The organism is Streptomyces sp. NPDC051020 (genome assembly GCF_040683105.1).
Lineage (GTDB): Bacteria > Actinomycetota > Actinomycetes > Streptomycetales > Streptomycetaceae > Streptomyces.
This window is the reverse complement of the sequence record NZ_JBFBCG010000037.1, coordinates 37,812-51,167: the sequence shown is the minus strand read 5'-3', so window position 1 is coordinate 51,167 and position 13,356 is coordinate 37,812. Positions and strand designations below refer to the sequence as shown.

Annotated in this window: 8 protein-coding genes; 2 read left to right on the top strand and 6 right to left on the bottom strand. The window is 67.2% G+C overall.

All coding sequences use genetic code 11. The annotated features are described in order from the left end of the window. Positions 1-9: 9 nt before the first annotated feature. Positions 10-1,098, bottom strand: coding sequence for a substrate-binding domain-containing protein (locus tag AB0N06_RS21155; RefSeq protein WP_366136213.1), 1,089 nt, complete (start codon positions 1,096-1,098; stop codon positions 10-12). Positions 1,099-1,416: 318 nt separating this feature from the next. Here AB0N06_RS21155 and AB0N06_RS21150 point away from each other — a divergent pair, with 318 nt between their 5' ends. Further along, positions 1,417-2,130 (top strand): GntR family transcriptional regulator, encoded by a 714-nt coding sequence (locus AB0N06_RS21150; RefSeq protein WP_366136212.1) that lies wholly within the window; start codon positions 1,417-1,419, stop codon positions 2,128-2,130. 102 nt (positions 2,131-2,232) lie between these two features. Here the strand turns inward: AB0N06_RS21150 and AB0N06_RS21145 are convergent, their stop codons facing one another. From AB0N06_RS21145 to AB0N06_RS21125, 5 genes are all read right to left on the bottom strand, one after another. After that, positions 2,233-5,964 carry a S8 family serine peptidase gene (locus AB0N06_RS21145; protein ID WP_366136211.1) on the bottom strand — a complete coding sequence of 1,244 codons (3,732 nt, stop codon included), beginning with the start codon at positions 5,962-5,964 and terminating at the stop codon, positions 2,233-2,235. Positions 5,965-6,344: 380 nt separating this feature from the next. Then, a complete protein-coding gene (locus tag AB0N06_RS21140) occupies positions 6,345-6,644 on the bottom strand; it encodes a LuxR C-terminal-related transcriptional regulator (RefSeq protein ID WP_366136210.1) in 300 nt (99 codons plus the stop codon). Between the two features lie 213 nt (positions 6,645-6,857). Next, the gene (locus AB0N06_RS21135) at positions 6,858-8,708 is read right to left on the bottom strand and encodes an alpha-L-fucosidase (RefSeq protein ID WP_366136231.1); all 1,851 of its coding nucleotides are present in this window, start codon (positions 8,706-8,708) and stop codon (positions 6,858-6,860) included. A 133-nt stretch (positions 8,709-8,841) separates the two neighbouring features. Continuing rightward, on the bottom strand, positions 8,842-10,446 hold the full coding sequence (locus AB0N06_RS21130; protein ID WP_366136209.1) for a right-handed parallel beta-helix repeat-containing protein: 1,605 nt from the start codon (positions 10,444-10,446) through the stop codon (positions 8,842-8,844). A gap of 89 nt (positions 10,447-10,535) precedes the next feature. Next, positions 10,536-11,759 carry a glycoside hydrolase family protein gene (locus AB0N06_RS21125; protein WP_366136208.1) on the bottom strand — a complete coding sequence of 408 codons (1,224 nt, stop codon included), beginning with the start codon at positions 11,757-11,759 and terminating at the stop codon, positions 10,536-10,538. 667 nt (positions 11,760-12,426) lie between these two features. On the opposite strand from AB0N06_RS21125, the gene AB0N06_RS21120 reads away from it, so the two are divergent. Next, positions 12,427-13,356, top strand: a complete 930-nt coding sequence (locus tag AB0N06_RS21120; RefSeq protein WP_366136207.1) for a MurR/RpiR family transcriptional regulator — start codon at positions 12,427-12,429, stop codon at positions 13,354-13,356.

Here is a 13,356-nt window from a genome sequence, read left to right as displayed (position 1 = left end):
CCGGGGCGCTCAGCCGCAGGAGAGGAACTCGTCGGCGAACTGCTTCTTCAGCTCGGCGGTCTTCGCCTGCCGCGCGCTGTCGTAGTCGGCGACGTTCTCCTTCGTGACGACGAAGGAACCGGAGTCGATGATCTGTCCGGGCTTCGTCATCGTGCACTGCTTGGTCTGCAGCAGCGCGAGAGCCCAGGCACCGATCTCCGCCTGACCAACGGGGTTCTGCACGACAGTGGCACTGACGGAGCCGTTCTTGACCGAATTGAGGATCTTGGCGTCGTCATCGATGGCCACGACCTTGGCCTTCGAACCGGACTCGCGCACGGCTTCGGCCGCGGCGACCGCCGGGTTGTAGGCAGTCGAGACGATGCCCTGGATCTGGGCGCCCTTGGCGGCGAGCAGGTCGGAGACCGCCTTCTGCGCGGTCTGGAGGTCCTTGTCGATGTCGGTGATGGTCTGCAGGAGCGTGACCTTGCCGCCGGTCTCCTTCACCGCCTTCTCGACGCCCTTCCTGCGCAGTTGCGTATTGGCGTCGACGTTGTTGCCTGTCAGATGGACGAGGGCGCCCTTGCCGCCCATCGCGCTGATGGCGGCCTGCGCGGCCTTGTAGGCGGCGAGTTCGACGTCCGTGGACAGGCAGAAGTCGGCCTCGTTCTTGCCGCCGGCGGGGCAGGAGGCGAGCGACGCCACGGCGAAGCCCTGGGACTTGAGGTCGGCGAAGGTGGTGTTGATGTCGGTCGGGGACACCCCGAAGATGCCGAAGGCGTTGTAGCCGCGGGCGGCGAGCGTCGAGACCAGGTTGTTCTGCTTCTGCTGGTCCCATTCGGCGGTCTCGTCGAAGGTGACGTCGCCCAGCCCGAGCGTCTTCTTGGCATCCGCGCCGGCTTGCTTCCAGGGCTGGAAGTAGGGGTGGGCACCGCCGGGTACGAGTGCGACCTTGGTTCCGGAGCCGTCGGCGAGCTCTGCCGTTTTGCTGCCGGGCTTGGCGGAAGCGGCCCCGGCCGTCCCTGGTTCGTCCGAATTCTTGACGGTGCAGGCTGCCGAGGCGGTGGCGAGAAGGGCGAGGGTGACGGCGGCCGACAGCAGTGATCTACGACGGGTCATGGTGGTTGCCTCAGTCGAATCAAATAGGATTTCGTTGCCCGTGATCCTGTGGGAGGGTTGACCGCCCCGTCAAGACCTGTACGGCAACTATCCCGGAAAGCTCCGTCGGCGGAGGGTGCGAGCATCTCTCCCAGTTGGCGTGGCAAGCGATCTGACGTGCTGAGATGTCGTGAAGCTCAAGCGTCGCGACCCCCTCGGGGTTCCGGAGATGCCTGGTGTGGAGGCCCCCCTGGGCTTGGATGTCTGGGAGCCGAAAGCTTCAGTCAATCGCATAGGATTTGCTGGAGGTGGAGGGAGATCGAAATCATGCCGTCGAACATGGATGCTGTCGGAGGAGCCCCGCTGACCGGCGCATCACCCAGCGCCCCTGCGTCCCCGAGGCGGGAGGTCCTGACGGACAGCGTCTACGAAGCGGTCAAGGCCATGGTGATGGACCACGTGATCCAGCCGGGTGCCCGGGTCGGCATCGAGGCGCTGTCGCGCTCGCTCGGAGTGTCGGCCACCCCGGTACGCGAGGCCCTCGCCCGACTCGAGGCCGACGGCCTCGTCGTCAAGCGGTCGCTCTCGGGCTACCGCGCCACCGAACTCCTGACCCGCCAGGGCGTCGAGGAGCTCTTCGAGATGCGGCTGCTGCTGGAGAGCAGGGCTGCCGCTCTGGCCGCCGAGCACATCGGGGAGGCCGAGCTCGACCGATTGGAGTCGTTGGTCGAGGAGATGCAGGGCCTGCCCGACAAGGGCCACAGCTACGCCGTCTACGGGCGGTTCGCGGTGCTGGACCAGCAGTTCCACGATGTGCTCGCCGCCGCGTCGGGGCGCACCATGCTTGCCGCAGCGGTGGAGCGGCTGCACACGCACCTGCATCTTTTCCGTCTCAGTGCCGTCACGGGCGGCAGTCCGGCCACGGCCATGGAGCACAGCCAGATCCTGAGAGCGGTGCTCCGGCGCAGCCCCGAACGCGCGTCACAGGCCATGCGCGACCACCTGGAACTCAGCCTGCGGCGCCAACTCAGCCGGTACAACGACAACGCCTGAGCTTGTTGTCGTCGTTCGCCCAGGTTGACCCTAGGGCTGCGCCCCTGGCGCAAGGGCGTGCCTTGTGCCAGGGGCGCGGTCAGGAAAGGGCTGCGGTGAGGGTCAGCGCACGGCGTAGGCCTTGATCAGGGTCTGCTCGATCTTGCTGCCGTTGGTGTCCTGCGCCTTGACGCGCAGGGACACGTGGCCCTTTGCGGGGTTGCGGACGGACACCTTGTAGTGGCCGTCGCTCTTGGTCTTGACCGTTGCGGGGTTCCAGGTGGCACCGTTGTCGGTGGACATCTCCACCTCGACCCCGTCGATGTCCGGGGTGGCGCCGGTCTGGAGGGCGAACGCCAGGTCGAAGTGGTAGGTGTTGCCGCCCGGAGTGGAGTTTTCCGCGTCCAGGTCCAGGCCGTACTTCGGCCAGAGCAGTGCCAGGTTCTCCTTGCCGCTCGCCGGCCGGGCGGACTTGAAGGTCCACGCGGTGCTGGTCTGAGTGGACAGCGGCAGCCACGCCGGACGCGTCGTGTCCAGGGTGATGCGGTAGGTTGCCGGGTCGGGGCTGACCGGCACCTTGGTCACCAGGAGTTGGGGCGCCTCCTTGAGGAGCTGCCCGTCCTGGTACACCCGGGCCGTCGCCTTGTCCGCATCGTGCGAGAACATGTACCAGTGCCCCGGTGTGCTGTCACCGAACTCCGGGACGGTGAGGGTGAAGTTGTCACCCTCGCGAACCGTCTGGGTGACCTCCGGGCCGACCGGGCCGAACGCCGCGCCCAGCCAGGTCTCCTCGCGCCGCTCGCCCGGCTTGTAGTTGCGGATTGCGTCCTTCACGTTGCGGCCGATGTAGCTGCGGTCCGGGTAGACCGTGTGGAACCACCGCATGTCCTTCATCGTCGGCCACCTGCTGCCGGTGGAGTACCACTCCTCCCGGTCCACCGGCGCGTCGAAGAAGTCCACCACCTGGAAGATGCTGCTCTCATTCGGGCGGATCGGCGAGTCGGTCTCGCCGAGGTAGGTGCCCTTGGTGCCGCGGTAGTGGGACTTCACCACGGCCGAGTTCTCCGCGGTGACCGCGTCGACGGGGTCGGCAGGGATTCCACCGGGGACCATCATCGCGATGTTGTACACGTAGGGGTGGTTGTCGATGCCCTGCAGGTTGATCTGCGTGGGACCGTCGGCCATCCGGTCGAAGAGCACCGCGCCCTGGTCCTGGGTGAGGGACCAGGCCGGGATGGTGGTGCGGGTGACGAGCGGCACGCCGGTGGCGAAGGGGCCGGGCCGGTCGTTGACGATGATCACTGCCTTGGCGCCGGCACCGGTCACCGCGGCGATCTGGTCGGGAGTCTTCCGGGTGGCATCGCGGGTGACGACCGCGAGCTTGCCGGTGAGGTCCTTGCCGGCCAGGTCTTCCGGCCGTGCCATGCCTGCATTGACGGCCTGGAGCGTGCTGGGGCCGTACAGCCGGGCCGCGTACACCACGGGCTCGAGCGGGAGCGCGCCTTCCTGCCCGGCATAGGACGCCCGGATCGTCGGCGAGTACCTGCGCTGCTGGAAGTTGAACTCGAACGTGCCGTTCGTGACCGGCTCGGTGGGCACCACGTAGGCGTGGTCCCAGAGCGGGCTCGACGCGCCCTTCATGAAGTCCATCCCCGGCTTGCCGGGGAGCTGCTGGCGGTACCCGAGCTTGTAGCCGTTCGGCTCGGACTCCTTGGGCGTCGCGACCTTGACCTCCTTGCCCTGCCGGGCGTCCAGCGTGATCGTCTGATCCGCCTTCAGCTCCAGCATGGGCTTTCCGGCGAGGGTGTGGTTCAGGATCTGGTTCGAGACCTGGTCCATCGTGTAGAGGACACCCATGACGGAGTAGCGTCCCAGCGGCAGCGCGACGGTCTTGGTTCCGCCCTGGGGGAAGACCTGGCGGAGAACCCCGTTGTCCAGGTCGAACACCGCAAGCTCGGCCGACGCCGGGGCTCCGTTCCGGTCGATCGTGTTGACGGTGAGGTCGACGGTGGGTACGTCCTTCGTCGCTCCGACGGTGGTGCGGATCGCGGTGCCGTCGGCCGCGGTGGCGGTGATGATGCCGGTGTAGTCACCCAGGGCGCCGAGTTCGGGGTGATAGGTCACCGTCACGCTTGCCGTGGAGTTCGCCGGGACCGTCACACTGTCGGCGCTGAGCGTGAACGTGCCATTCGGCGGGGGCGCGGTCTCCCCGAGGGTGAACAGGCTGAGCGACAGCGTCTTGTCCGTGCCGGCGGTGTTGACGTAGTTGACCGTCTTGGTGACCGGCGCGCTCTCGGCCGTCGACTTACCCATGCTGACGACGGCGGGGCTGGAGTAGACCGTGGCATCGATCGCCTTGGGCACGTCGACCCGGCCACCGCCGCCCTGGTAGGCGTTATACGCGCCCTGCTTGGCGGTGCTGACCAGCACCTGCTTGAGCCGGTCCGCGGTCCAGTCCGGGTGGCGCTGGACGAGGATCGCCGCAGCGCCGGACACATGCGGGGTGGCCATCGAGGTGCCGCTGGCGGTGGTGTAGTTGGCGTCGACCGGGGTACCCATCGTGGTGCCGGCGGCGCGCGCGGCGACGATGCCCACGCCCGGTGCGGTGATCTCCGGCTTGACCGCGAAGGTCTCCTTGAGCGGGCCGCGGCTGGAGAAGCCCGCGAGCTGGTCCTGCTTGTTCACCGCGCCGACGGTCAGCGCGTCCTTGGCGGCACCCGGCGAACCCACTGTCCCCTTGGCCGGCCCCGAGTTGCCGGCGGCGATGACGAACAGCGTGCCGGAGGACTCGGTGAGCTCGTTGACGGCCTGGCTCAGCGGGTCGTTGCCGTCACTGCCGGCCGCCGAGCCCAGGCTCATGCTGACGACGTCCGCGCCCTGGGCCACGGCCCACTCCATACCGGCGATGACCCCCGACTCGGGGCCACTGCCCGCGTTGTTGAGGACCTTGCCGATGTACAGATCGGCGCCCGGCGCCACCCCCTTGTACTTGCCGCCCGACGCGGCGCCCGAGCCGGCGATGGTCGAGGCGACGTGTGTGCCGTGACCGTGGTGGTCGACCGCGTCGGGGTCGTCGGTGAAGTTCTGCGCCGTCTTCACCCGCCCGGCCACATCGGGGTGGTTGGGATCGATACCGGTGTCGAGAATGGCCACCTTGGTGCCGGTGCCGTCGTACCCGGCCGCCCAGGCCTCCGGAGCGCCGATCTGCGGCACACTCTGGTCCAGCGTCACCTTGACCGGCTTGTCGAGCCAGAGCTTCTTGATGCCGTCGGCAAGCTTCGGCGCCTTCGTTGCGGCGGCGCTGTCGTCGTCGACTGCCTCCCAGAACGTCGCCGCCTTCTTCTTGCTCGCACGCAGCGCCACGGCGTTGGCGCTGGGCAGCTCGTCGGCCTTCACCGAACCGGCCGGCGCGGCCTGATCGAGGGCCTTGCCCGCCTTGCCCGGCGCGCCCGGGTAGGTCGCGATCAGCGGCACGGCGGGGCGGTGCGCGTCGTCGTAGCCGTACTCGACCAGCTTGGTGACGTTGAACAGTTCGCGGTCCAGCTCGTTCGCGGCGAGGTACGGCTGAGCCTTGTCCGGGATGACATAGAGCTCGTCGCCCACCTTCATGCTGGAGAACGCAGTCTCGGTGCCGTCCTCCGCGGGCGCGACCGTCGCCGCCTGGAAGCCGCCCGCGTGACTCTCCAGCGTCACCACGTCGCCCGTGACGAGAGTGAGCTTGTGCGTGGCGACAACGGGGCCGTTCTGCTGCGGCTGTTCGGCCTGGGCCGTCGGCGTCGCTGCGGCGGCCACGGGGAGGACGCCGAGCGTGCCGACCACACAGGCCGCGGTGAGCATCCCCAGAGCCGTCCGCACTGGACGGCGTGTCAGCCGGTAGGCTATGGGGAGGGTCGGGCTGGCTGAGGATCTGGTCGACCCAGCCGGTTGTGACTGTCTCATCAAGGCGTTGACCTTCTCTGAGGGGGAACAAGGGCGCGTGAAAGCCACGCGGTCGCGGGAATTCGACGCCACGTCGGATCACTGCGTTTGACGGTGTGTGTGGTTGTGCTGCTCTTTCATGGGTAAGCGGTGGCAGCACCAGGTCGGTGGACCGCGCGCCGTGTTGATGCGGCGGCCGTGCGCCGCCGGTATGTCAGGCACGGGAACCTCGCTGCGCTGTGGAGTCGGAAACTCGGGCCGGCCGGACGGATTGGGCGGGTCGGCCAGCGGCGTGGGGCCGGGCTGCGGTTCGGGGATCAGACCACGGTCAGTGCAGCGGTCACGGCGCCGGTGCGGCTGTCCACCCCGAGCTTGCCGAAGGTATGCACCCGATGGGTCTTCACCGTTGCCTCGCTGATGAACAGCGCGCGGACACCTGCCGGTTCGACAGTCCCTTCGCGAGCAGGACGAGAATCTCCGTCTCGCGCGGGGGCAGCGTCGACTGCGGTGCTCGTGTTCGACCGAGCAGCCGGGTGGCGAAAGGCAACGACCGCACTCAGCGCGGCGGCAAGCAGGCGGCCCGGAGCCCGGACACGTATTCGGTGTACGCGGGTCATCTCAGGGGTTCCTCCAAGAGTCGGCACCGGGGTACGCCAGGGGGCGGCCAGGTTCGTGTGGCGCCTGTCGGGACGCGCGGTGCGATGGGAGAGCACTGGGACTCTTCCACGGCCAGCCGGCGGCAACCCCGGATACCACGGCGGGACACCGACATGACGGCGATCCGCCAAGTGGCAAGACATTCGCGCTCCGCACCCCGGGGATCGCTCCCCCTAGTTTTTCCTGGCCTCGGAGAGGTAGAGGCCGAGGGAGGTCAGGCGCGGTGTTGCCCGCGACTGCTCGATGCGGATTCGCAGTTGGCCGGTGGTGACCGGGGGAGTGAGGGTCAGGATGCGGCTGTATCCAATGGTGCTTCCGGCGGTGATCTGCTGCCAATCGGAGCCGTTCCACGCGTCGACGGCGAACTGTTCGACGTGCTGGCCCTGGGTGATGTCCTCGCCAAGACGGATCTGGTCGAACGTGCGGGACTGCGGGAGATCCAGGGTGAAGCTGCCGGTCAGGGCGCTGTGTCGTGGGGTCCAGGACGTCTTGAGGTGATCATCGGTCAGACGGTGGGTCAATCCGACCGGACTCGCGCCAGTGAGCAGGTTGCGGGCGTAAGTCTGCTCGATGGCGTTGCCGAAGGAAGTCAGTGAGGCCACGTCGGCGTCTGCGATCCGGCCGTCGGGGCCTGGCGGGACGTTCAACAGCAGGGCGGCGTTGCGTCCTACGGATGACTGATACAGGTTCACGAGCTGCTGCGACGTCTTGGGCCGCTGGTCAGGGTGGAAGAACCAGCCGGGCCGTAGCGAGACATCGGCCTCGGCCGGATCCCACTGGAGGTATGTGACCCGTGGGTCGAGGAGTTTGGCCCGTGATCCGATATCGGGGGCCGTCGGGCCGTCCGGGAGAAGCCCATGGCTGTGGCTGCTCATGGGATCCGCGGTTTCGGGGACGACGCTCCACTCGGTCTGGCGGGCGATGCCGCTCTCGTTACCCACCCAACGGACGCCCTGTGGGCCATTGAAGATCACAGTCGACGGGGACAGCGCCTGGATCAGCTTGAACCAGGCGGTGAAGTCGTATTTCTCGGTGATTCCCTCACCGGACCACGGGTTGGCGCCGTCGAGCCAGAACTCGTCGATCTGTCCGTACTGGGTGAGCAGCTCGTACACCTGGTTGAGGTAGTAGGCGTTGTAGTCGTCGGTGGTCACCTGGAACGACGGCAACAGCCCGGTGGAGACGGCGTCCGCCCGGTCATCGTTTTCCACCAAGGTCGGGATCGTGCGCTCGACAACGGCACTGCCGTTGCCATACCTGCCCATACCGCTGGGAGCCCGGTCGCGATCGTCATAGGTCGCCTGCTCCACGATACTCAAGGGGCGTCCCGCGTCGTGCTTGGCGACGATCTTCTTGACCCAGTCCGCGTGCCACGCATGCGGCAACTCCGCGCCATCGGACGGCGACAGGTAGATTCCGACCTTCAGGCCGGCGTTGCGCGCGGCGCGTATGTAGGCGCCGAGCACGTCGCTGTCGAGGTTTTCACATCCGGCGTTCCGGCCCTGCCAGAAGGCCGAGGCGTCAGTGTCCCGGACGGCCGCCGCTCGGGCCCGGGCAGCCTTGACGGCATCGGCGTTCGAGCATCCGTCAGCATGTATCCACCAGGGACTCGCGATGACCGAGTGGTTGCTGTAGCGCGTGGGATAGAGCACGAACCCGTCATGGTGCTTGACGGTGAGCATGACCTCCTTGGCACCGGCGGCCTTATAGGCGTGCATCCACTGATCGACGTCGACCTGCGGAGGGTTGAAGGTGGCCTCATTCTCGGCGCCTGAGCCCCACTCGCGATTCGTGAATGTGTTCATGCCGAAGTGGGTGAAGACGTTGACCTCGTTACGCTGCCAGGCGACCTGAGCCGGGCGAGGCACGATGTGTGCGGCCTTGTCGATGATCCGCGTCGCATCGTCGCAGGACTCGATCTCCATGACAGAAGCCGTCCGGATTGGGGATGTGCAATCGGACTCGGCGGCCTGGGCGGGAGTGCCGGTGAGTCCGGGAGCCAGTGCAGCAGCGGAGATGGACATGCTGACGAGCATCCGCGTGATCTTCATCACTTGTGCTCCTGTGGGTTGGAGGATGGTGCGCCGCGGAGGCGATATGGACGGGCTACGCGGTGCGGAACAGGCCGGGAAGCGAATGTCGTAGTGTCAGATCCGTTCACTGTTGTGCCGCACCGATGGTCGGTGGTTCGTTCTGCGGTACGGGGGTGTGGAAGAAGTCGTGTGCTGCGGTGTCCAGCACGACGGCACCCGCACCCAGTGCCGGGGAGGTGGCGCGCAGGTGGTAGCCGGCCGGAGCATTGGTTCCGGGAGCCTCGAACAGCGGGTCGGTGAGCACGCTCGCGGTCGCGCCAATTGGTTGTGGCACGCCGTAGAAGAGGTTGTGGTCGAAGGCGAACCGACCGGATCGCAGCCGGAAGGAGGCGGTGCCTGTGCCTTGCTTGTGGATGATGTTGTTGGCGAAGTCCACTTGGCGGGGCTGACTGTTGTTCTCGTTGACCACGACTTGGGAGACGCCGTCGCCGATGTAGACGGTGTTGTTGTGGACGGCGCCGGAGGAGATGTGACCGGAGCAGTTCTCCACCCCGCGGAAGCGGTCGTTGATGCTGATGTTGTAGCGGACCACGAAGTCCCGGATTCCGGTCGAGGTCGGGCACAGCAGCAGCCAGCCGCCCTCGTTGTCATGACTGAGGTTGTACTGGTAGACGATGCCGCGGGTGGCGTGATCGACGTCCCAGGCCATGCCGTCGAGTGTGGTGTGGCCGCCTGACGCTTCGTTGTACTGGAAGGTGACATCCTCGCTGTTGGCCGTCCACATGCCGGCATTGTAGGTGCCGGAGCGCATGTTGAAGCCGGCCAGTGTGTTGTGCTCGACCAGCGCGTTGTTGTTCATCTTGACGGCGATCCCGTCGCCGCCGATGTCGGACAGCCTGTTGCCGCGGATGATCGTGCCTCGCGAAGGTGCGTAGGGCGCGTCGCACACGTCGTCCCAGAAGTTGCCGAGCTCTGGCCGGCGGCACCAGTTGGACCAGGTGTAGATGCCCTCACGGTCCACTGCCCGGAGGTTGTTGTCCTCGATGCGCAGGTCCTCGTACCACGTCGGTGTCGTCGTGCCCTGCGCCTCGACGACGATGCCGCCGGATGCGGCACCGAACTTGCCGTTGCCGGTGCGGGGCCCATTGAGGACGCCGCGCACGTCGTGGATGGCCAGTCCCCGCAGTTCGATGCCGTGGATGGGCCCGCTGTCCTTCGCGAGCACGTACACGCCCCGTCGCGGAGCGGAGTTGTCGCCTGGGGCGGTGAGTTCGAGGTCGGTGACGTGGACGTACTCCGCGTCGGACACCAGCACGGCCTGCTGGGCACCGGCCGCGTCGATCCGCGGTGCGGGCCGGTCCGGATCGCCATAGGCGTCGACCCGGACCGGCCGGACCGCGGTCCCCGAATCATTGAGCACCAAGGTGCCCTGACAGGTTGTTCCGCGCGCGAGATAGACCTCACTGCCCGGACGCAGCGTGCGTTGGTTGATCTGTTCCAGCGAGGTGAACGGCCGGGCGCGCGTGCCCGGTTGTGCGTGCTCGTCGGCGACCGACTCCCCGGAGCAGTCGACGAAATACTTCTGCGGTACAGCCATCGGCCTCGCGAGAGCCGTGCCGGTGGTGAGGATCCCGGCGGACAGGGCGAGCGCGCAGACCATGGTCAGCGGGCGATGCCCGAAGCGGCGGCGGTGAAAACCCATGCGTATCTCCAGTGTCGTAGCGATCACAGAGGGAAGGTGTGCTGAAAGCAGCCCGACCGCATTCATCCACGCGGGTGGTCGAGTACCGGTGCGGTCTCGCGTCACGGACTGCGTTCTTACGGCCAACTCAGCGGGATGGCGACGTTCTGGGTTCCAGCGGAGTTGCTGCCGCGGGCCATGGCAGCGTGCAGTGTGATCGGGCGGCCGTTGTGGTCGAAGAGGAGCTGGGGTCGCTCCAGCGAACCGAGACTGATGAGCGAGCCGTCGGTGAGCCTCAACTGCTTCAGCGAGACCACCGGGTGCTCGGCCGGCTCCCATGCGAGGCCGTCCGTCGAGGTGACCAGGCCGAGCGCCCCGTACTGGGGAGTGAGCGCCTTGGACCGGTCGGCTCCCTGATAGAAGTCCTTGACGATCGCGTAAAAGCGTTGGTGGGCACGGTCGTACCAGAGATACGGATCCTCCGCCTGGGTCTCGCGCGTGCCCAGGGCGGTGGCGGTGTAAGGGAAGGGGCCCTCGGGACGGTCGGACTGGCCGACGACGGTGATGTAGACGCCCTTGGCGTCCCAGGTCTTGTACGTCATGAGGAAGCGGGGCCGGCCGTCCACAGCGGGGGCCTCGGTGACGGACGGGTTGACCACCATCTGGAAGGTGTTCACGTAGTCGGGGCCGGCGATGGGGAAGTCGCTGCGGGTACCGCGGCCGGCGATCAGCTCCTCCAGAGTGCGGGCGCTGATCACACCGATGCGCTGGCCGGCGTGGTACTGCAGCCAGAGAGTGGGCTGCTTGGAGAACCACGGCTCGGGGGTGTTCGCCGGGTTGTTGGCGATGAAGTACAGGTAATAGCGGCCGCGGAAGCGGCGGATGTGCGGGTTGTGCGCGTTGTAGCGGTCCCAGCGGCCGGGGTCTCCCGTCCCCTGCACGACGGTTCGCACGTGCCGGTACGGACCCTGGGGGCCCGGGGAGACCGCGACGGCGATCTCGCTGTACTTCAGCCAACCGCTGAAGCCGTAGAAGATCTTCTCCGAGGGGTCGGTGCCGCGGCCGGCCGAGCCGTGCTGCCAGCGTGAGTAGAAGAGGTAGTACGCTCCGTCGCGGCCGCGGATGGGGGTGCCGCCCCAGGTGTACCAGCCGTCGGTACCGAAGATCTGCACCGCTGGGTCGACCGGTTGGATCGCTGCCTGGAAATCGGGGGAGGACGGGCCGGTTGAGTCATTGGCGGCCGCCGGTCCACCGAGCGAGGTGGCGGCCAGGGCCGCCGGTCCGCTGAGGGAGGTGGCGGCCAGGGCCGCCGGTATCGTCATGAGCGCCCTGCGTCGCGTCATGCCATTGCTGCTGGTCAAGGCCAGCTCCTTTCGGTTCTTGGGCTCTTCATCGTGCATCGGCCCCTTTGAGATTTCTCAACTTGCCCTGGGCCGTTACCTGTTGCTGGAGTTGAGCAGTGGGGGAGAGTCGACACCGAGGTGTAGCTCCCCGATCATCCGTAAGGCTCCGAACCGGGTCGGTTGGGGGCCTCACGCGTGTGTCAGTGGGAGTGCGGTCTGACTCGCAGTGCAGTGATGGGTGACGTGAACCGCGACGGCAGGCCGGAGCGGTTCTGGGTTTTGCCTATATGATTTTCCGCCTATCGGGAGCACGTCAAGATGTGAGGCGGGAGAGATCCGTCCGGGAGCATGAGAAGTCCGCCGTCCTGCAGGCATCGACGCACGGGCCGCGCCCAGGCACCCTCGTTGTACTGGCTGCGGGAGCGTACATGGCTTGTATAGCAGGGATTTGAGGGCTTCGTGACGGTCGGCCGGTGCTCGCTGCCGGGGGAGCCCGGGAGCCACTGAGGGGCGTCCGAGCCGGCCTCGTGAATGCAGGGTGCACCTTTGTCGGCATGCCCACCCTTCCTGCCGGTCGAGGGAATCCTATAGCGTTTTTGGTAACTCCTCCCGCTGGAGACCTTGACAGCCACGCGCCGTGCGTTGAAGATTCACGCCAACTTGGTTTGAGATGGGGAACTTCCACATGAGCGAAGAGGACGTGCTCCCGGACGACCGCACCGCCGGTGTGCTGGTCCGGCTTCGCGGACTACTGCCCTCGCTGTCCGCGAAGGAGCAGGCGATAGCAGAGGCGGTGCTGGAGGATCCGGCCGGCATCGCCCAGCTGAGCATTTCTCAGGTAGCCCGACGCGCCGAGGTGTCGGACACCTCGGTGACTCGGTTCTGTCGCCGACTGGGACTCTCCGGATACCCCGAGCTGCGGCTGGCTCTCGCCGCGGCGGTGCAGCACGCGCACTCCGGGTGGCGGCTGCGTGTAGGCATGCGGGGCGATATCGAGCCCGAAGACACAGCCGCCGAGGTCATTGTCAAGATGGCGCACGCGGACGCCGGCGCCATCCAGGACAGTGTGGAACAGCTCGATGCCGCAGCTCTGGACGCGGCGAGCCGGCTGCTTGCCCGAGCCCGGCGGATCGAGGTGTACGGCGTCGGGTCAAGCGGACTCGTGGCCGCGGACATGGAGTACAAGCTGCAGCATCTGGGGTTGCCCTGCTCCGCGTTCAGCGATGTGCACCGTGCCCTGATGAACGCAGCGCATCTGCGGCCCGGCGATGTGGCTGTCGGAATCTCGCACTCCGGCCGCACCCAGGAGACTCTCGACCCACTGCGCGAGGCAGCCCTGCGCGGTGCGACAACCCTCGCGCTCACCAATGACAGCGGTTCCCCCATCACCGCACTGGCCGATCTGGTGCTGTGCTCTGCGGGACGGGAGGCGCCCTTCCGCAGCGGGGCCACCGTCAGCCGCATCAGCCAACTCTTCGTTGTGGACTGCCTGTACGTGCGCCTTGCTCAGACGAGCGGTCCAGATGCCACCAACTCGGCGCTGAGCCGCGCCTACCGTGCGGTCGAGCGGCACCGGACCGTGAGCGAGCACGACACCAGCAAAGGGAAGGAATGA